Annotated in this window: 18 protein-coding genes; 14 read left to right on the plus strand and 4 right to left on the minus strand. The window is 32.2% G+C overall.

Features of this window, described 5'->3' with window-relative positions:
- Nucleotides 1-29 precede the first annotated feature (29 nt).
- Nucleotides 30-818, minus strand: coding sequence for an NAD(+) synthase (gene nadE / locus B2989_RS08300; protein WP_292947130.1), 789 nt, complete (start codon nucleotides 816-818; stop codon nucleotides 30-32).
- A 91-nt stretch (nucleotides 819-909) separates the two neighbouring features.
- Between nadE and gldB the strand changes: the two genes are divergently transcribed.
- The gene (gene gldB / locus B2989_RS08305; protein ID WP_292947133.1) at nucleotides 910-1872 is read left to right on the plus strand and encodes a gliding motility lipoprotein GldB; all 963 of its coding nucleotides are present in this window, start codon (nucleotides 910-912) and stop codon (nucleotides 1870-1872) included.
- A complete protein-coding gene (gene gldC, locus B2989_RS08310; RefSeq protein ID WP_090841916.1) occupies nucleotides 1872-2204 on the plus strand; it encodes a gliding motility protein GldC in 333 nt (110 codons plus the stop codon). Before gldB ends, gldC begins: the two co-directional genes overlap by 1 nt.
- A gap of 83 nt (nucleotides 2205-2287) precedes the next feature.
- On the opposite strand, the gene pruA is transcribed toward gldC, so the two are convergent.
- The 3 genes from pruA to B2989_RS08325 all read right to left on the minus strand — a co-directional run bounded on the left by pruA (nucleotide 2288) and on the right by B2989_RS08325 (nucleotide 5785).
- Nucleotides 2288-3916 carry an L-glutamate gamma-semialdehyde dehydrogenase gene (gene pruA / locus B2989_RS08315; RefSeq protein WP_292947142.1) on the minus strand — a complete coding sequence of 543 codons (1629 nt, stop codon included), beginning with the start codon at nucleotides 3914-3916 and terminating at the stop codon, nucleotides 2288-2290.
- A gap of 143 nt (nucleotides 3917-4059) precedes the next feature.
- Nucleotides 4060-4446, minus strand: coding sequence for a Co2+/Mg2+ efflux protein ApaG (apaG, locus tag B2989_RS08320; RefSeq protein ID WP_145006328.1), 387 nt, complete (start codon nucleotides 4444-4446; stop codon nucleotides 4060-4062).
- Between the two features lie 88 nt (nucleotides 4447-4534).
- The gene (locus tag B2989_RS08325) at nucleotides 4535-5785 is read right to left on the minus strand and encodes a type IX secretion system plug protein domain-containing protein (protein ID WP_292947148.1); all 1251 of its coding nucleotides are present in this window, start codon (nucleotides 5783-5785) and stop codon (nucleotides 4535-4537) included.
- Between the two features lie 157 nt (nucleotides 5786-5942).
- Here B2989_RS08325 and B2989_RS08330 point away from each other — a divergent pair, with 157 nt between their 5' ends.
- The 12 genes from B2989_RS08330 to B2989_RS08385 all read left to right on the plus strand — a co-directional run bounded on the left by B2989_RS08330 (nucleotide 5943) and on the right by B2989_RS08385 (nucleotide 21182).
- Nucleotides 5943-7298, plus strand: coding sequence for a Na(+)-translocating NADH-quinone reductase subunit A (locus B2989_RS08330; protein WP_292947151.1), 1356 nt, complete (start codon nucleotides 5943-5945; stop codon nucleotides 7296-7298).
- Nucleotides 7298-8512: an NADH:ubiquinone reductase (Na(+)-transporting) subunit B gene (locus B2989_RS08335; RefSeq protein WP_292947154.1), complete on the plus strand. Its 1215-nt coding sequence runs from the start codon at nucleotides 7298-7300 to the stop codon at nucleotides 8510-8512. Before B2989_RS08330 ends, B2989_RS08335 begins: the two co-directional genes overlap by 1 nt.
- A gap of 2 nt (nucleotides 8513-8514) precedes the next feature.
- Nucleotides 8515-9309 (plus strand): Na(+)-translocating NADH-quinone reductase subunit C, encoded by a 795-nt coding sequence (locus tag B2989_RS08340; RefSeq protein WP_145006340.1) that lies wholly within the window; start codon nucleotides 8515-8517, stop codon nucleotides 9307-9309.
- A 2-nt stretch (nucleotides 9310-9311) separates the two neighbouring features.
- On the plus strand, nucleotides 9312-9956 hold the full coding sequence (locus B2989_RS08345) for an NADH:ubiquinone reductase (Na(+)-transporting) subunit D (RefSeq protein ID WP_292947158.1): 645 nt from the start codon (nucleotides 9312-9314) through the stop codon (nucleotides 9954-9956).
- A 7-nt stretch (nucleotides 9957-9963) separates the two neighbouring features.
- A complete protein-coding gene (gene nqrE / locus B2989_RS08350) occupies nucleotides 9964-10677 on the plus strand; it encodes an NADH:ubiquinone reductase (Na(+)-transporting) subunit E (protein ID WP_292947161.1) in 714 nt (237 codons plus the stop codon).
- 1 nt (nucleotide 10678) lies between these two features.
- Nucleotides 10679-11992 (plus strand): NADH:ubiquinone reductase (Na(+)-transporting) subunit F, encoded by a 1314-nt coding sequence (nqrF, locus tag B2989_RS08355; protein ID WP_292947164.1) that lies wholly within the window; start codon nucleotides 10679-10681, stop codon nucleotides 11990-11992.
- A gap of 158 nt (nucleotides 11993-12150) precedes the next feature.
- The gene (locus B2989_RS08360; RefSeq protein ID WP_292947167.1) at nucleotides 12151-15021 is read left to right on the plus strand and encodes a T9SS type A sorting domain-containing protein; all 2871 of its coding nucleotides are present in this window, start codon (nucleotides 12151-12153) and stop codon (nucleotides 15019-15021) included.
- 64 nt (nucleotides 15022-15085) lie between these two features.
- Nucleotides 15086-15958, plus strand: a complete 873-nt coding sequence (locus B2989_RS08365; protein ID WP_292947170.1) for a DUF4846 domain-containing protein — start codon at nucleotides 15086-15088, stop codon at nucleotides 15956-15958.
- 53 nt (nucleotides 15959-16011) lie between these two features.
- Complete coding sequence (locus B2989_RS08370; protein ID WP_186439233.1) at nucleotides 16012-16386, plus strand: Na(+)-translocating NADH-quinone reductase subunit F; 375 nt, start codon at nucleotides 16012-16014, stop codon at nucleotides 16384-16386.
- Nucleotides 16387-16428: 42 nt separating this feature from the next.
- A complete protein-coding gene (locus tag B2989_RS08375) occupies nucleotides 16429-17412 on the plus strand; it encodes an FAD:protein FMN transferase (protein WP_292947178.1) in 984 nt (327 codons plus the stop codon).
- Nucleotides 17413-17506: 94 nt separating this feature from the next.
- Nucleotides 17507-20419, plus strand: a complete 2913-nt coding sequence (locus tag B2989_RS08380) for a sensor histidine kinase (protein ID WP_292947181.1) — start codon at nucleotides 17507-17509, stop codon at nucleotides 20417-20419.
- Between the two features lie 10 nt (nucleotides 20420-20429).
- Nucleotides 20430-21182: a LytR/AlgR family response regulator transcription factor gene (locus B2989_RS08385; RefSeq protein WP_292947184.1), complete on the plus strand. Its 753-nt coding sequence runs from the start codon at nucleotides 20430-20432 to the stop codon at nucleotides 21180-21182.
- Nucleotides 21183-21191: the final 9 nt, after the last annotated feature.

Below are 21191 nucleotides of genomic sequence, written 5' to 3' on the forward strand. Positions count from 1 at the left end.
GGTATATAAAATTATAGGATTAAGGACTATTAGATTAAATCTTTAGGGATATTACAGACAGGAATTGCAACCATTTTGTGTAAGTTGTTGGTATTGTATCGTTTAAATATTTTAAAGACTTCTAATTCTCTTCCTTCAAAGTCAGATATAGTTTTCCCTTCATCTTTCATTTTCATAGCCCATTCTAATTCTGGGTAAGATGCACCAATTTGGTCTTCGTCACTTCGTGCATCTCCAAATAAACCATCACTAGGTGCAGCTTTAATTATGGATTCTGGAACATTTAAAAATTCACCTAACTTATACACTTCACTTTTCATTAAATCTGCAATAGGACTTAAATCTACTCCACCATCACCATACTTTGTGTAAAACCCAACACCAAAATCTTCTACTTTATTACCAGTACCAGCAACTAATAAACCTAGTAAACCAGCATGATAATATAATGTCGTCATACGTAATCTTGCACGTGTATTGGCAAGAGCCATATCCACCACTTCTTTTTTACCTTCTAGGGTCACTTCTGTTTTAAATTCTTCAAAAACAGGTGTTAGGTCAGATATAATCCCTTCCACATTGGGATAACGTTTTTTTAATTGCTCAATATGTTCTTGACCTCTAGAGACGTGACTGGCAGCCTGATGGATAGGCATTTCTACACAAAGTACCTTTAAACCAGTTTCTGCACAAAGGGTAGAGGTTACAGCACTGTCAATTCCGCCAGAAATACCAACAACAAAACCATTTACTTTTGCGTTATTAGCATATGTTTTTAACCAATCTACAATATGTTTTACAACTTTTTCTGTTTGCATAATCAAAGAATTTAAAGCAAAGTATAGTACCTTTGCCTAACAAAAATAAAGTAATCCCTTTAGTAATAAAAATTAAGAGACCTTAAGTTTTATGAGAGTATTCATTTTAATAATATCATTGTTTTTTACATTGTTTTCTTGTCAAGATGATAATAAAGAAGCAGTCAAAATAGCTATGATTGATATAAATCTTGCTGTAGAGCGTTTTGATATCGCTTTCGCGGAAGCTAAGCCAGAAGATTTACCGCAATTAAAAATGGCTTATCCATTTATGTTTCCTAAACAGTTTGACGACCAATTTTGGATACAAAAAATGAATGATACTTTGCAAAATCAATTAAGCGAAGAGACTATTAAAATATTTCCAGACTTAAAAACAGAAACGCAGGAAATTAAGCAATTGTTTAAACACTTAAAGTATTATTTCCCAAATTTTAAGACACCTAGAGTTATCACATCGACCTCTGATGTTGATTACCGCAACAAGGTAATTGTAACAGATACTATTGCTATTTTAGAGTTAGATACTTTTTTAGGATCAGATCATTTTTTCTATCAAGGCTTACAAACTTATATTTCTGCTAACATGACTGCGGATCAGATAGTCGTAGACTTGGCAAATGCTTATGCAGAGAAGATGGTGTTAAACTCTAAACGTACAAACTTGTTAGAAGAGATGATCTATTCAGGGAAGCTTTTGTATATAAAAGATAAGATTATACCATTTAAAACTGATGCTCAAAAAATAGGATACACACAATTGCAATTAGATTGGGTATATGCCAATCAAGAGCAAATTTGGCAATACTTTATTGACAAAGAGTTGTTGTACAGCACAGACTCTAAATTACCTAATCGTTTTATCAATCCAGCACCTTTCTCAAAATTTTATTTAGCAGAAATAGATAATGAGTCTCCAGGTAAAGTAGGGCAATTTGTTGGCTGGCAAATTGTAAAAGCCTACATGGATAATAACTCTGTTACATTAACAGAGTTGCTTAATACTCCAGCACAAATCGTATTTAATAAATCTAAATATAAACCAAGACAGTAATGGCTAAAATAACATCAGAAATAACTTTAAAAGTTGAGTTAGACGAAAACAGAGTGCCTGAAAAATTAAATTGGACAGCACAAGATGGAGGTATTAAAAATGCTGAAGCTAAAGCAATGATGCTATCCGTTTGGGATAATGTAGCGCAGGAATCTTTAAGAATTGACTTATGGACAAAGGATATGCCAGTGGATGAAATGAAAGTGTTTTTTCATCAAACATTAGTAGCTATGAGTGATACTTTTAATAGAGCAACTCAGGACGAAAAAATGACTGCTACAATGAAAGATTTTTGTGATTACTTTGCAGAAAAATTAGAGCTTAAAAAGTAAATTTATTTTACTAAAGTGAATAGAACAAAAAACGCGAACCATTTGGTTCGCGTTTTTTTATGTGTGATAGTATACTTAAAGTACTATTCTCCTAAAAAAGGATATCTGTAATCTACAGGAGTTACAAAAGTTTCTTTAATCATTCTTGGAGATACCCAACGTAATAAGTTTAAAGCGCTACCAGCTTTATCATTTGTTCCAGATGCTCTTGCACCTCCAAATGGTTGTTGTCCAACAACAGCACCTGTTGGTTTGTCATTAATATAGAAATTTCCAGCACAGTTTTGTAATGCTTTAGTTGCTTGTACAACTGCGTATCTGTCTTGTGCTAAAATTGCTCCAGTTAAAGCATACTCGCTTGTTTGATCAACTAATGTTAATGTTTCAGTAAATTTATCATCATCATAAACATAAATTGTCATTACTGGACCAAATAACTCTTCACGCATTGTAGTATAGTTAGGGTCTTCAGTAACAATAACTGTAGGCTCGATAAAGTAACCTTTAGTTTTGTCGTGGTTTCCTCCAACAATAATTTCTACATTACTATCTGCTTTAGCTTGATCTATATATTTAGCTAACTTATCAAAAGATCCTTCATGGATTACAGCAGTAACAAAGTTGCTTAAATCTTCTGGAGATCCCATTTTAAATGAGTTAACATCTTCAATTACATAACCTTTAACCTCGTTCCAAATACTTTTCGAAACATAAGCTCTAGAGGCTGCACTACATTTTTGTCCTTGAAACTCAAAAGCACCTCTTACAATTGCAGTAGCTACTTGTTTAGGATGTGCAGTTTTGTGTGCAACTATAAAATCTTTTCCTCCTGTTTCTCCAACAATTTTAGGATACGTTTTATAGTTGTGTATGTTGTTACCTATTTGTTTCCATAACTCTTTAAATACATAAGTAGAACCTGTAAAGTGTAAACCAGAGAAATCTGGACTAGCTAAAACGGTATCTGTAATCATGACTGGGTCACCAAATACAACGTTAATTACACCTGCAGGTACACCTGCTTCTTTAAATACATCCATGATTACTTTAGCAGAATATATTTGAGAATCACTTGGCTTCCATACAACAACGTTACCCATTAATGCCATACAAGCAGGTAAGTTTCCAGCAATTGCAGTAAAGTTAAAAGGTGTGACAGCATATACAAAGCCTTCAAGAGGTCTGTATTCTAGACGGTTCCAGGCATCACTTGTGCTTTCTGGTTGGTCATGATAAATCTCTGTCATGTACTGTACGTTAAAACGTAAAAAGTCAATCAGCTCACAAGCTGCATCGATTTCTGCTTGGTGTACAGTTTTTGATTGTGCTATCATTGTAGCAGCATTAATCTTTGCTCTGTAAGGGCCTGCGATTAATTCGGCTGCTTTTAAAAAGATACCAGCTCTATGTTCCCAAGGTGTGTCTGCCCAAGCTGTTCTAGCTTCTAAAGCAGTTGATATTGCTTGGTCAATATGTTTTTTTTCCGCAATGGCGTGTGTTCCAACAACATGTTTATGGTCATGTGGAGGAGACATTGTATGTGTTTTTTCTGTTGTAACATCTTGTCCATTAATGTACATAGGTACATCAATTTTGCTGTTAAACATTGTTTTATAAGCGTCTAAAACTGCTGCTCTTTCTGGAGAGCCAGGAGCGTAACTTTTTACAGGTTCATTCACCGCAATTGGTACATTGAAAAATCCTTTTCCCATGATAAGTGTTGTGTTTTTAGTTTAAAAATAATACTACAAAGTTACAATTTTTTGTTGGGTTATTACGGTTAGTAAAACCGTAAAATATTTGTAGTTAAAGGAAGAATGGTTCTTTTATATAGAAAGAATCAGAGTATGTAGTTTTAGTTAAGTGCAAATGGAGCGCTTAATTTAAAAGTAGGAATAATAACTTCAAAGTTTTTAGCTGTTGAGTAATTTATCATACTGTAAAAACCTTTCATGGCTCCAAATGGAGAGGTAAGTAAACAACCAGAAGAGTAGGTGTGACTCTCACCAGGTTGTAAAACTGGTTTTTGTCCAATTACGCCTTCTCCTGCTACAATCTCAATATTATTAAGTGCATCCAAAATAGTCCAATGTCTAGCATTAAGCTGGACAACATCCTTACTTTGGTTTTCAATGGTTACGTCATATCCAAAAGCAAAGTTAATTTTATAGTTTTTATAAAACGTGCCTTCAAATTTAGTGTCTACGGATATTTTTATCCCTTTTGTAACTTGTTGTACCATGTTAGTATGTAGTTGCTTATTGTAAAAATAAGAAAATTATATATTTATTTGGTCGATATAATGGGATAAAACTTACTTTTAATGAGTGTTAATTGGTAATCCCAACCGAATTAGCTTCGCCTAAACCAATTATTTTGTCATATCTAGCTCCTAATTCTTTGTAATACACTAAAACTTTATAGTTGTTCTCTGTTTGCCAAAAGCTACCTCCAATAGTATGTTCGTCTATGTTGCCATTTTTGTCGACAATTGCATATTTATAATTATAAAAACCTTGCTTTAATTTTATAGCAATACTGTAAACACCTTCTTCTTCAAAATGTTTAAGTTTAGTTTGTGGTTCAATATCATAATTATTAAAATTTCCATAAACATGAATGGATTGACCTTCTTCAATAGTTGGATATTGTAAAGCAAAATGTACCCAAGCATAATCTGCTTCAGTTTCTGGTTTGTCCGAGTTTAAGGCTGTTATAAAAAAGTTTCCATTTATATCTGGATTGTAGGTGTATTCTAGGTCAGCGCGAGAGGTGTTGGTGTATAAATAGGTTTGATATAGATCTTCTAAGCTAATATATTGTACACCATTATTTGCTGCTCGTATTTCTTTGTTTTCAAAACTTAAAAACTCATTGCCTCCAAAAAAGCTAGAGGATTCATTGTATCTGTAGCTTAACTCGTTACCTAAAATGTATTGAGGTTTTAAATCCGTAATAGCGGTTTTTAAATTGTTATTTTGAATTATTACTGTTTTTACAGTCTCGGTAGGATTTACAAATTGTAATTGACCCGAGCTTATTGTGATGTCTACAGATTGTTTTTGTTCGATTGTTGAAACGTCACGAGAGCGTCTAATTTGTAGGCCAACATTAGCTTGTTGTTGGTATACCATAAATTTTCGGCTAAAAATAATATCATCATAATCATCATAAATAGTGATAATATAGTTTCCGGTAAGTTTAATGCTTTTTGTAAATTGGTTTGGAATGCTAACTTTATAATGAGAAAAAGTTTGTAAAGTGTTAAAAGAGTTTTCGTATTCTCTAATACGTTGTTCATCAAAACCATCTAAATATTCTGACTCAACTAATATGGAAGGCGTCCAATCAAAATTATAGTGCTTAATCTCGTAATAATAATCATCTTCATTACCATTTAATACGTCAAATTCTAAAAGTAAAGGTTGACCAAGTTGAATGATTGGTAATTGACTTTCTGATGTTCCTCCATTAAAATAGATTGACTTTACATAATCAGGCGGTATTATTTCTTTAACTTGAGCAAAGCTAATAGTAGTGATTAAAAAAGTTAAAAAAATATGTTTAATGTTGTTAAGCATTTGTGAGCAGTTTTATATAACAAAGATAAACAAAATCTATGCCTAAAAGTTTTTTTTTAAATAGTCAATTAATTATCTATTTATTATTAAATTTGCACGGATTTTTAAGCCTATAAAAATCACAATCAGTATAACTATTAACCAATAGATTTATAATATGTCAAACGACATTAAGATTAAAAAAGGTCTGGATATTAAATTAGTCGGAGCAGCCGAAAAGGTTACCGAAAACGCTATTGTTAGCAATTATTATTCAATTAGACCTGAAGATTTTCATCAAGTTACACCAAAATTAATGGCTAAAGAAGGCGATAAAGTAAAGGCAGGACAACCTGTTTTTTACGATAAGTCTAATGAAGCTGTAAAATTTGTATCTCCTGTTTCAGGACAGATTATTGAGGTAGCTCGTGGTGAAAAAAGAAAAATACTTTCAGTAAAAATTCAAGCAGACAAGGAGCAAGCGTTTCAGGATTATGGTAAGCTAGATTTAAATTCAGCTAATGCTGAAGCTATTAAATCACGTTTATTAGAGTCAGGATGTTGGGCTTTTGTAAAACAACGTCCATATGATGTTATTGCAAATCCTGCAAACATGCCTAAAGCTATATTTATATCAGCTTATGCAAGTGCACCTTTAGTCGCAGATTTAGATTACGTCCTACAAGGGAAGGAGGCTGAGCTGCAAGCTGCTGTTACTGCTTTAAGCAAATTAACTAATGGTAAAGTACATGTAAGTGTTGCAAAAAATGGTAATTCGCCATTAGCAGGACTTTCAGATATAACTTTGCACAAGGTGTCTGGTCCGCATCCATCAGGAAATGTTGGAACCCAGATTAACAAAATAGATCCAGTTAATAAAGGTGAGGTTGTTTGGACAGTTAATGCTCAGGACCTTGTTATTATTGGAGAATTATTGTTAACAGGACGCTTTAATGCAGAGCGTATTGTTGCTTTAGTAGGTTCTTCAGTTAAAAAACCACGTTATTTCAAAACTAAATTAGGAAGCGAAATCGCAACTATGGTTTATGACAATGGTGTGGATAAAAACGGTAACGATCGTATCATTTCTGGAAATGTATTAACTGGAAAACAAGTTAAACCAGATGGGAATTTAGATTATTATAGTAATACAATTTCTGTAATCCCTGAAGGTGATGATTATGAGTTTTTTGGATGGAACAAGCCAGTTTTTAATAAAGTTTCTACTTCTAGAGCTTTAACTTTTTCATGGTTAACACCAAATAAAAAGTTTGACTTAAATACTAATACTAACGGAGAGCATAGAGCTTTTGTTATTACAGGTAATTACGAAGAAGTATTTCCTTTAGACATCTTTCCAATGCAAATTTTAAAAGCTTGTATGTACAAAGATTTGGACGAAATGGAAGCTTTAGGTATGTATGAAGTAGCACCAGAAGATTTTGCTTTAACAGAATTTGTATGTGTGTCAAAACAACCACACCAAAAGATAATTAGAGAAGGTTTAGACTTAATGCTTAAAGAAATAGGATAATGGGCTTAAAAAGTAATTTACATAATTTAAAAGAAAAGTATAAAGGGACCAAGATGGCTCCTGCGTTTAACGCAATTCATACTTTTTTATACTTGCCAAATGAAACCACTCATGGTGGAACGCACATTAAGGCAGCAGATGATTTAAAACGTACAATGAATATTGTAATCATGGCATTAATACCATGTTTAATATTTGGTATTTTTAATGCAGGTTACCAACATTATGCAGCTATTGATGCAGCAGCAGGTATAACTAGAGAAGCGTCGCTATTTGCAAATTTTATCACTTGGGATAACTTTGTAGTTGGAGCTTGGACAGTATTACCATTGGTAATTGTATCTTATGGAGTTGGTCTTATTGTAGAATTTATTTTTGCAGTAATTAAAGGTCATGAAGTAGAAGAAGGTTACTTAGTAACAGGTATGTTAGTGCCATTAATAGTGCCAGTTGATATTCCATTATGGATGTTATCTGTAGCAGTAATTTTTGGTGTAGTAATAGGTAAAGAAGTTTTTGGAGGAACAGGGATGAACATCCTAAACCCAGCATTAACCATTCGTGCTTTCTTGTTTTTTGCATATCCAACATGGATGTCAGGAGATAAAGTTTGGGTACATGAAGCGGTTGAGCGTGCAGGTACTGCAGATGCAATATCAGGAGAAACATTACTTGGTGCTTATGCACAAAATAGTAGTTTAGCAGGTATTGATTATATGGATATGTTTTTTGGATTTATTCCAGGATCAGTTGGAGAAACCTCTAAGTTATTAATCATCATTGGAGCTCTATTTTTAATCTTTACTAAGGTTGGAAGTTGGAGAATTATTGTCTCTACTTTAATAGGAGCTTTAACAATGGGATTAATATTTAACGGAGTTGTTTCTGCTGAGTGGATTGGAGAATCTAGCAAATTTTACGGATTAATGAATGTACCATTTTGGCAACATTTAATTATTGGTAGTATTTTATTTGGTGCTGTTTACATGGCAACGGATCCAGTAACAGCATCTCAAACAAATAAAGGTAAATGGATTTATGGATTTTTAATTGGTTTCATTTCAATAATGATTCGTGTATTTAATCCAGCGTATCCAGAAGGTGTGTTTTTAGCCATTCTATTAATGAATGTCTTTGCACCAACTATTGACCATTACGTAATACAAGGAAACGTAAAACGCAGAATGAAACGTTTAAAAGTTAAAACAGCATAATCATGGCAATGAACACAGATAAAAATTCATACACCTTAATATTTGCAATTGTAATGGTACTAGTTGTAGGATCATTATTAGCGTTTACAGCATCTACTTTAAAACCAACAATTGTAGAGCAAGAACGTATGGAAAAGCAACAGAATATTCTGTATGCAATGGGTGTAAATGGTAATGAAGGGACAGGAGATATAACTTTTGTTTCAAAAGAATTAGTAGATAATGGTTCTGGTAAAAAATCACCAAAAGTATCAGTAGAATTCGCAAAATATATCACAAAGCAACTAGTTATAGAAAACGGAGTTGCTAAAGAAGATAAACAAGCCTATTTAATTGATGTTAAAAAGGAACAAGCAAAAGCTAAAAACGGAGGAACAAGACGTTTACCTTTATTTATAGGGGAAAAAGATGGTAAAACATTTTACATCGCACCAATAAGAGGTAAAGGACTTTGGGATGCTATTTGGGGTTATGTTGCTTTAGATGAAAACATGGTTGTTCAAGGTACATTTTTTGATCACAAAGGAGAAACACCAGGTTTAGGAGCTAATATTAAGCAACGTTACTTTATGGATGATTTTTATGGCGAAAAATTACTAACTGACGCAGGTGTCTTTAAAGGTATTACAGTTGCAAAAGGTAATAATGATCCTAAAAACGAAATTAAAGACGATTACGAAGTTGATGCATTAGCAGGAGCAACTATCACAGGAGATGGTGTAACAGCAATGATTAAAAAAGATTTAAAGTTATACCAACCGTATTTCGAGAACTTAAAAAAACTAGCTAGCAATTAATTATGGGACTACTTTCAAAAAAAGACGCAAAGTTAATAACAGATCCTTTAGCGGATAATAACCCTATTACTATTCAAGTATTAGGTATTTGTTCTGCTTTAGCTATTACCGCAGAGTTAAAAGCGTCGTTGGTAATGGGTATTGCTGTAATGTTTGTATTAGGAATAGGTAACGTCGTTATCTCTTTAATGAGAAACATCATACCTTCTAAAATCCGAATTATTGTACAACTTATTGTAGTTGCTTCATTAGTAATTATTGTAGATCAAGTGTTAAAAGCGTTTGCTTACGAGCTAAGTAAGACTCTTTCAGTATTTATTGGGTTAATTATTACTAACTGTATTATTATGGGACGTTTTGAAGCTTTTGCTTTAGCTAACAAACCTTGGAGGTCTTTCCTTGACGGAATTGGAAACTCTTTAGGTTATGCAGTAATCTTAATGATTGTTGGTTTTTTTAGAGAACTTTTAGGGTCTGGTACACTTTTCGGAATACCAGTCTTAGGAGATCCAATCGAAAAAACAGGAGTATATTCTATAGGATACGAAAACAACGGATTTATGTTAATGCCTCCTATGGCATTAATAATTGTTGGACTTATCATTTGGGTACAACGTAGTAGAAATAAAGCATTAATCGAAGACTAAAAATATTATGGAACATTTAGAATTATTTTTCAAGTCGATTTTTATAGACAACATGGTATTTGCTGTATTCTTAGGAATGTGCTCTTACCTAGCAGTATCTAAAAAAGTAGCAACAGCTGTAGGTTTAGGTGCAGCAGTAATATTTGTATTAGCTATTACAGTACCATTAAACTGGTTACTGGATCAATATATTTTGCAACCAGGAGCTTTATCTTGGTTAGGATCAGAATATGCTGATTATGATTTAAGTTTCTTATCATTTATTATGTTTATCGCTACCATTGCAACAATGGTACAATTAGTAGAGATAGTGGTAGAAAAGTTTTCGCCATCATTATATAACTCTTTAGGTATTTTCTTACCACTTATTGCAGTAAACTGTGCGATATTAGGAGGATCATTATTTATGCAGTCAAGAGAAATTGAAACTTTAGGATTAGCATTTAATTATGGTATATCTTCAGGTATTGGATGGTTTTTAGCTATTCTTGCAATTGCAGCAATTAGAGAAAAGATCAGATACAGTAATGTACCTGCACCATTAAGAGGATTAGGAATCACATTTATCATTACAGGATTAATGGGAATTGGTTTCTTGAGTTTTGGAGGTATGTTGACTGGAGGAGATGAAGAAGCACCTAAAAAAGAAAAGACAGTTAAAGTAGAGACTAAAACTGTTGAGTCAAAAGAATTAGCTAACAATACTAAAATAGTAGAGTAACATGATTTTAGCAGCAGGAACATTAGGGACAGTATTAGCAACCGTAGCAGCATTTTTATTAATTACATTAGTATTAGTAAGCTTACTGTTGTTTGTTAAACAAAAATTATCGCCATCTGGTCCAGTAAAGATTTTAATAAATGGCGAACGCGAAATAGAAGTATCTTCAGGAGGTACTTTACTATCAACATTAGGAAACAATAAAATTTTCTTGCCATCAGCTTGTGGTGGTGGTGGAACTTGTATCCAATGTGAATGTCACGTATTATCTGGTGGAGGTGAAGCTTTGCCTACAGAAACACCTCACTTCTCAAGAAAAGAACTTGCACATGGTGCACGTTTATCTTGTCAAGTAAAGGTTAAACAAGACATGGAAATTACCATTCCAGAAGAAGTATTCGGGATTAAAAAATGGGAAGCAACTGTTGTATCTAACTACAACGTAGCGACTTTTATTAAAGAGTTTGTAGTGGAGATCCCTGAGGATATGAACTACAAAGCAGGTGGATATATTCAAATTGAAATTCCAAATTGTACAGTTAATTATTCAGAAATGGATATTACTGCACATCCAGAGGATCACCCAGGAGAGCCAGATAAGTTTGAAGCAGATTGGGATAAATTTGGTTTAAGACCATTAGTGATGAAAAATGACGAGTTAGTTGAAAGAGCTTACTCTATGGCTTCTTACCCTGCCGAAGGAAGAAAAATTATGCTTAATGTACGTGTTGCAACACCTCCTTTTGATCGTGCTAAAGGTGGCTGGATGGATGTAAATCCAGGAGTAGCATCGTCTTATATCTTTAACCAAAAAGTTGGAGATAAAGTAACAATTTCGGGACCTTACGGTGAATTCTTTATCAACGAGTCTGAAGCAGAAATGCTTTATGTTGGTGGAGGTGCAGGTATGGCTCCAATGCGTTCTCATTTATATGAGTTATTTAGAACTATCAAAACTGGTCGTAAAGTAACGTATTGGTATGGTGGACGTTCTAAAGCAGAATTATTCTACATTCACTATTTTAGAGCTTTAGAAAAAGATTTCCCGAACTTTAAGTTCTTTATTGCATTATCAGACCCAACGGAAGCTGATAATTGGAAATTGAAATCAGATATTAATGATGAGTCAGGTGATGGGTTTGTTGGATTTATTCACCAAGTTGTGATTGATCAATATTTATCTAAGCATGATGCTCCGGAAGATATAGAGTTATATTTCTGTGGACCACCATTAATGAATCAAGCAGTACAAAAAATGGGAGAAGATTTTGGTATCGATGATGAAAACATCAGATTTGATGATTTTGGAGGCTAAAATGCTCAACTTCTAATTATTATATTTTAAAGCCAGAACTTAACAGTTCTGGCTTTTTTTTGGTATACCAAAATAGTGTGTTAAAGTTTCGTATTTTTTTTATTATGTTCCGTAAATTCGGCAAAAAGTAACATTTTAACGTTTATTAAAACATCAATATGAATAAAATTACACTTAAAGGTTTATTTTCCTTTTTATTTTTGAGTGCTAGTGTTTCCGCAGTAGCGCAAATTCAAAGTAGTAATTCTAGTTTAAATTCAAACCTTCAAATTAATGGAGGTCCTTTTGAATTAACAGAAGCTACTAAACAGTCTATCGAAGTCACTGGTTATGCTAAATGTTTAACTGATGAAAACGAACTTTTACTTCAACAAAAATATCCAAATAGAGCAAATGATGCTCAATTTGAAGAATGGTTAGCGCCAAAGTTGTCTCAAATTCAAGCAGACAGAGCAAGTGGTAGAAGTCAGCAAGTAGTATATAATATACCTGTAATTATCCACGTTGTTCACGATGGTGATGCTTTGGGTACAGGAGAAAATATTACAGATGCACAAGCGTTATCTCAAATTCAGGTAATGAATGAGGATTATAGAAGATTAGCAGGTACACCAGGAGGTGTAAATAGTACTGGAGCAGCTGTTGATGTTGAGATAAATTTTTGTATTGCGCAACAAGATGAAAGTGGTAATCCAACAACAGGAGTTGTTAGACACGTAATAACACCATATAGTAATAACCAAACGCCATCTAATACTGGAGATTGGGAAATTAGATCTGATGTGGAAACTATGAAAACAAATACACAGTGGGATCCAACAATGTATTTAAATATGTGGACTATACGTCCAGGTGGAAATGCTTTGGATGATAATGTTAATCCTGGTTTAGGAGGTTTGTTAGGATACGCACAGTTTCCTAGTAATTCTGGTTTAATCGGATTGAATACAAGTGGAGGAGCAGCTAATACAGATGGTGTAGTTGCAGCTTTTGACTCAATGGGTACATTAGCTGAAGATGATGGTACATTTATGCTTAACCCAACGTATAATTTAGGTAGAACAATGACACATGAAGTTGGACACTGGTTAGGTTTACGTCATATTTGGGGAGATAATTCCAACTGTGTTGGTGGTAGTTCAGCAGGAGATTTTTGTGCAGATACACCAGATTCTAATCAACCAAATTACTCTTGCGTAACAGTGGATAATTGTGTTAGTGATGGTTTAGGAAATGACCAAGTACAAAACTATATGGATTATACGCCAGATGCGTGTATGGATACTTTTACACAAAATCAAAAAGATAGAATTGTTGCTGTCATGCAGTCTAGTCCTAGACGTATGGAGTTAAATGCATCTAACGTATGTAATCCTTCTCAACCAACTATTAGTTTTACTACAACAGCACCAACGTCAGCATTAGAAGGTAGCGATTGTGATTTTGTAGATTATAATTTTGATTTAAATATATCTGAAGGTGGTGATGCTACAGCTACTGCTACACTAGTTGCAACAGGTACAGCAGTTGAAGGCGAAGATTTTGAATTAGTAAACAACTCGGTTGTTTTTGCAACAGGAGCAACTACTGCAACAGGAAGTAATGTAATTACTTTAAGAGTTTATAATGATAGTTTTGTAGAAGCTGATGAAACAGTTATACTTAATTTAAACGTTACTACTACAGGAAGTACATTGGCTTCTGCAGCGAATCATCAATTAACAATTTTAAATGATGATGCAGCAGCAGCATTAACAACTACTGTTAATGTGTATACTAATAATTTTGATGATGGTACTGGTTTATCAGTATATGATAGAGATGGAGATGGTAACGCATGGTATGCAGGTGTTGGTGGCTTAGATGGTTTTGGAGATATTGTTGGAGATACTGCTCTTTCTGAGTCTAATGGAACACTTTTAAATACAGGAACTGGTGGATATACTCCAGACCAATATTTAGTGTCTGCAGCATTTACTATTCCAGCTAGTGCAACTGATGTTGCTGTATCGTATGTTGTTGGATCTTACAATACAAGTGGTGTCTATCAAGAACATTATTCTGTGTATTATACTACTATAAGTACTCCAACAGCATATGCTGATTTAGAGGAGTTTGTATTAGAAAATGACAGAATAGTTCCAGCTACAGGAACAGAGATTAGAACACATGATTTAACACCTTATGCAGGTACAACAGGACAAATTGTAATCAGACACCATAACACTCCTGGTGATGGTTTATTATTATTTGATACATTAAGTGTAGATGCTACCACAGGGACTTCTATCCAAACAGTAGAGAATTCTGCAACTTTAGATCAGTTAAGCTTATCAACTTCAGGAACAGTAACATCTAGTGATGCTGTAAGTTCTGATTTAATGTTAGATATTACTAATAATGGAATTGAAGATTTTGGTTGTTTAGATGTATTTGTATCTAGAGCTGGTAATAGTGCACAAAGTTATAATGGTAATACTACACCAAACTTTTTTGCAGATAAAACGTTTACTATTACACCAACAAATGCTGTAACAAGTACTGATGCAGTAATCGAGTTTTACTTTACTAGTGCAGAAATAGCTGGATGGGAAGCTGCTACAGGACAAACAGCATCATCTTTAAGTATTATTAGAGAGCATGGTACAGAAGTAGAAGTTGTACCAGCAGCAGTAACAGTTTTTGGATCAGAATTTATTGTATCTGGTACATTTACAACAGGAATTGATGGAACATTCTATTTTGGTGTACCTCAAGCTAGTTTATCTACTGCAGAGTTTGCTTTTGATCAATTTAGCGTATATCCAAACCCAACTTCGGGAGAGGTTACATTATCAATAAGTACAGGTGAGGATGTAACACTTACAGTATATGACATTAGAGGACGTCAAATATTAAAGGACAAGTATACTAATACAGGGTCTTTATTTAATAAGACAATAAATTTAAATGCTAAAGCAACAGGAATTTATATTCTTAAAGTTGAAGCAGGTAATAAATCTGTATTTAAAAAGATTATTGTAAAGTAATTTTAAGATAATTTTAGATAAAAGCCCAATACGAAAGTATTGGGCTTTTTCGTTTATACATAGTATGAAAAAAATAATTCTTACTCTTTTTATATTTATAACCTTGTTACTTTTAGTCTACAGGCTTAACCCAAAACCTGTTAAGCTATTTGTAAATAAGTTATCTAAAAGTGTAATACAATCAAGTATTAACAAGGATAGTTTAACTATTGCGTCTAGGGTAAATCCTCCAAAAGGATATAAAAGAGTTGATTATCCGATTGGAAGCTTTCAGGATTATCTCAGGAATTATGCTTTAAAACCTTATGACAGTAAAATTATTAATTATGATAATTCTGTTTATTATTGGCAAAAAGGACATGAAGGCATATTAGATATTAGTGTACCTAAAAATGGATTACAACAATGTGCAGATGCTTTAATTAGGATAAGAAGTGAATACCTTTGGGAAACCAATAAAAAAGACCAAATAGGGTTTAATTTCACCTCAGGTCATTACTGTTCTTGGTCAGATTATGCTAAAGGATTTAGACCTAAAATAAATGGTAATAAAGTCACTTTTAGTAAGACAGCAACAGCAAACACTAGCAAAGCTAATTTTTATAACTATTTAAATTTAATATATACGTATTCTGGCACCTTATCACTTTTTAACGAGTTAGAGCCAGTAATCAAAGTAGAAGATTTAAAAATAGGCGACATGCTTATTTTAGGTGGTAGTCCAGGTCATATTGTAATGTTAGCAGATCAAGTTGTTAACGATAAAGGTGAAAGCTTGTTTTTATTATTTCAAGGTAACACGCCTGCACAAAGTGTTCATTTAGTAAAAAATCTTGAGGATGCTTCAATGTCTCCTTGGTATGACTTAAAATTGGATGCCATAATTCCAGTGTCTAACTTTACTTTCTATAACTCTAAATTTGCAAGATTTAAGTAATTTGTTAGTCGGCTTTTTTTCCGCGAAAGCGAAATAAACTTTATTTTTGTAATATGAAAGCACTATCAAAACAAGAATTACATAATCTAGCCATGAATCATGTAGGTAAAGACCTAGAGAAACGTGGTTTTGAGTTTATAGCAATTAATAGTCAACTTAAAAGTAATCCGCAATTTGTAGTTATGGATAAAAATAAACAATACTTTTTTGTAGTTGTTCGCGCTGTGCTATTACCTGATAATGCTAATAATTACGACGTTATTTGGATGGAGTCATTTAAAAAGCACGCTACAGATAATAATTCTAAAATATTATATGCTGGCGTTGGATTGGGTAACCCAAAAGGAGAAGACTTGCCTGTTTATTTAAATCAAGAATATTTAATCGAGTATAATGGGATTCAATTAATTGAAACCAACTTAAATTAAGACCTAAAATTAGTAGTCTTTTAAACTTACAGCATAGCCTATATGAAAAAATACACGCTTTTATTTTCTGTCCTATTTATTGTTTTTTCTTGTAAAAAAGAACCACAATTACTTAAAGTATCTGGTCCTGTTTTTGGGACAAGTTATAGTATACAGTATTTTGATTTAGATGGTACAAGTTATAATAAACAGTTTGATAGTCTGTTTGCAATTATTAATAAATCCATGTCTAATTATCAAGATAACTCTGATATTTCACGGTTAAACCGAAATGAAGAAGTTGAAGTAGATAATCATTTTACAACCGTTTTTAAAGCATCAAAGCAAATTTATCGCGAAACCGAAGGTGTTTTAGATCCAACCATTGGAAGGATTGTTAATGCTTGGAATTTTGGTTCAGAAAAAAACATAATGACTTTAGATAGTGTTAAAATTGATAGTTTAATGCGTTTTGTGGGCTTAAACAGAGTTGGATTAGTTGATCGTAAAATAAAAAAACCAGAAGCCTCTTTTATAGATTTTAACGCGATAGCTAAAGGGTATGGAGTAGATGTAATTGCAGATTTTTTAGAATCTAAAAATATTAAAAACTATATCGTAGATATTGGTGGAGAGTTAAGAGCAAAAGGTATTAATGTTAGCAAAGCTAAAGGTTGGACTGTTGGCATTGAAAACCCAAATTATGATGGCTCTCAAAGCTACAATAAAACATTAGTTTTAAAAGACCAAGCTATGGCAACTTCTGGGACATATCGTAAATTTAAAATTGACGAAAACGGAAACAAATACGCACACATTATTAATACTAAAACAGGTTATCCATCTAAAACCAATATTTTAAGTGTCTCTGTTATAGCTAAAACCTGTATGATGGCAGATGGTTATGCTACTGCTTTTCAGGCAATGGGAATGGAAAAAGTAGATTACTTTATGGCAAAACATCCTGAGTTAAAAGCGTTCTTAATTTTTGAAAACGATAAAGGAGAATTGGAGTCTAAAGCATTTAATAATTTTCCAGTTAATTAATCTTATTACCATTTAAATAGGTTTTTATACCATTCGCTAATAATTTATAATTTAATAGCAGTCAATTTTGTAGCTTTGAGAAAAGCATAACTAATTGATCCATCGCTATTTTATATTATTTTTAGTCTTACTCGCTTATCAAATAAGTTTAGCACAACAACCTGTGTCCATACATCTTACTGAAAAAGATGGTTTACCTGATATAGAATTTTATGATTTATTAGAGGATAATAAAGGCTTTATTTGGTTAGCAGCAGATAAAGGTTTGTATAGGTATGATGGCAGAAACTATAAATTATTTACTAATCCCGATAAAAGAGGACGTTCGCTTTTTGGTTTAAAATTAGACAATAAAGGACGACTTTGGTGTAATAACTTATCAGGTCAATTTTTTTATGTCCAGGATGATCAGTTAAAGCTTTTTGAGGATTATAGCCATATTAAAACGTTAGTAGATTTTAATATCTACGATAATCATTTAATAATTTATGAGCCATCCAGAATAGTAACTGTAGATATTAACACAAAAAGTATCACTGCTATATTAGATAGTGCCACAAGGTCTTATATGGGAGATCTCAACCATAATCCAAAAGGGTTTTATTATAATAAAAACAGTATTATATGTTTTTCTTCAACAGTGGATTTTCAAGATGCTAAAACTTTAAATAATTCACCAATTGCAGCATTTAATAAACGAGTTATAAGTAAATTTTTTAAATGGAATGACCAAATATATTATTTCAACCAATTACAAACAACTAGTAAAACTAGTTTGTATCAATTATTAGATGGTGGTATAAACGAAGTTGACATCCCAAAACAACTTCAAAATGTAATTGTAATTCATTCTTATAACAACAATAATAACTTATGGGTTTTAACAAATAAAGGCGTTTTTATATGTCAATTGGATAGTGGAGGTTTAGTAGTAAAAAAACAGCTTTTTAAAAATGAATATATCACAGATCTTGTTATCGATAAGGACAATAATTATTGGTTATCTACACTTAATAATGGTGTATTTGTTTTGCCAAATAAACAACTAAATAAAATAAATTTACCCAATAATATAGGTGTACAAGCTATTGAGGAAGTTAATGACAATTTACTGTATATAGCCACTAACTCAAATGAGGTATTTAGTTACAATCTAAAAAATAATAAACTTAAAAAATTACCAGAAAGCTTTAATAACAAAATATATAATATTTGCTATAATCCTTTTGCAAAGGACTTATTAATGGTGGCGACTACGGATTCAAAAATTTATAATTTAGACAACAAACAAAGTCAAAGTAGCAACCTGATAGTAACAAAATCAATTGATGTGTTGGATCATAATCAATATTTAGTTAGTCTTCCACATTCACTTTCTATTTATAATAAAAATAAAGACACCATTTATAATCTTAGAACATTAAGAAGCTATGGGTCTGTATTAAATAAAGCAAAAAACAAAGCGTATTGTAGTTTTGTAGATGGCTTAGGTTGGGTAGATTTACAGACCAAAACGTTTAAAAAAATAACCCATAATAACAGTCCTGTTTATGCCTTAAAAATCGCGATAAGCCATGACGATACGGTTTGGGTTGCTGCAGATGGAAAAGGATTATTAGGGTTTAAAAATGATAGTTTAATAAAAACAATAAATATAAAAAACGGACTAGCATCAAACTTAATTAATGTTCTAGTAGCAGATAAAAATGTAATTTGGATAGCTACAGATAAAGGCTTGCAAAGCTATAATTATAAAACACAAACGTTAAGTACTATTAATAAGCAAGATGGTATAGACTCGTACAATATTAATGCTATTGAAGTCGTAGGAGATCAAGTCTTTTTTAGTTCAAATACAGGTTTGTATAAATTTAATAGTAATAAAATAAATACTGTTAGAAGTACTTCTCAACCTTATTTTACTAATGTATCCATTCAAGAAAAAGATACCATAATTAAGACGTCATATACCTTAAAGCAAACAGAAAGCGAAATTAGATTTGGATTTAATGTCAATGGATTTCAAACCAATCAATTTGTGGATTTTGAATATCAGTTAGAAGGTTATGATAATAATTGGATAGCTTTAGAAAACGGATTAAACTTTGTTAAATTTAATACTTTACCAGCAGGACAATATAAATTTAATGTAAAAGCAAAAAACACATCCCAAAGTAATTACACAAACCCAATAAGCATTGCCTTAACAGTCCGCTTACCTTTTTATAAAACTTGGTGGTTTTATCTGTTGTTTTTACTAACTTCTGTTGGATTGGTTTGGTGGTACTATTCCCAAAAAACAAAACGATTAAACAGTGTACAACTTCAAGCCTTAGAAAAAGCAAAGATCAATCAACAATTGGTGTTTTCGCAATTAGAAAATTTGAGATCACAAATGAATCCTCATTTTATATTTAATGCATTAAACTCTATCCAAGATTATATTATTTTAAACGAAAGTAAATTAGCGCGTCAATATTTAGTTAAGTTTTCTAGACTTATTAGGACCTATTTGGAACATAGTCAAGCCAATGAAATTTCATTAAATGAAGAAATTAAAACGCTAAAACTTTATCTAGAACTTGAAAAAGATCGCTTTGATGACGATTTTAAATTTGAAATTAATTTCCATCCAGATCTAGATTTAGAAAACACTTTTGTCCCAACATTATTTATTCAGCCTTATGTTGAAAATGCTTTAAAACATGGTTTGCTTCATAAAAAAAACAATAAAAAATTGGTGCTTAATTTTAAGCAGGATACTATTAATCAAAGTCTAATATGCGAAATTATAGACAATGGTATTGGACGTAAAGCATCCGCAATTATAAAAAATCAACGTCAGGATAATTACAAGTCTTTTGCAACCTCTGCTAATCAAAAAAGGATAGAGCTACTAAATCGCAGTCATAATAAAGCAATTACATTAACTATTAAAGATGTTATTAATGAAAAACAAGACGTTTGCGGTACAAAAGTGGTAATTAAAATACAAGTAATAGATTAAAAATTAGACAATGAAAGCGATAATTATAGACGACGAAAAAAGAGCTAGACGTATTTTAAAAACCTTGATAGAAGAGGAGTGTCCAAAAATTCTAACCGTTTTTGATGCAGAAAATTTATTGGAAGGTGTAGCAATAATTAAAGCAGAACAACCAGACGTTGTGTTTTTAGATATAGAAATGCCTAACCATTCTGGGCTTCAAATTTTAGAATTTTTTAAAAATGATACGATAAATTTTCAAATTATTTTCACAACCGCTTATGGACATTATGCGATTGATGCATTTAAATTGTCTGCTGTAGATTATTTGCTAAAACCAATTGATATAGACGAATTAAAAACAGCTATAAATAAAGCGTCTGATAGTTTAGAAGAAAATTTTATAAAAGAAAAATTACTTAATCTAGAACGTAATTTTCAACAACTAGCATTAAATAAAATAGCATTAGAAGTCCCTAAAGGTATAAGGTTTGTTTCGCATGAAGATATCTTGTTTTTTGAAGCAGATGGAGTCTACACTAAAGTGTTTTTGCAAAATGGTAAAACAGAATTAATTTGTAAAACGCTAAAACATTTCACAGAGCAATTAAGTAATAAACCGTTGTTTTATAAACCGCATAGATCGTATTTAATTAATCTTAAGTACATGACGGAAATTACTAAAAAAGATGGCCTTCAAGTTATAATGAGTAATAATAAAAGCATTCCAATTGCACGAGACCGTAAAGATGAATTTATGGATATTATTAATCGTGTATTTTAAAATAACCAT

The organism is Olleya sp. UBA1516 (assembly GCF_002323495.1).
Taxonomy (GTDB): Bacteria; Bacteroidota; Bacteroidia; order Flavobacteriales; family Flavobacteriaceae; genus Olleya.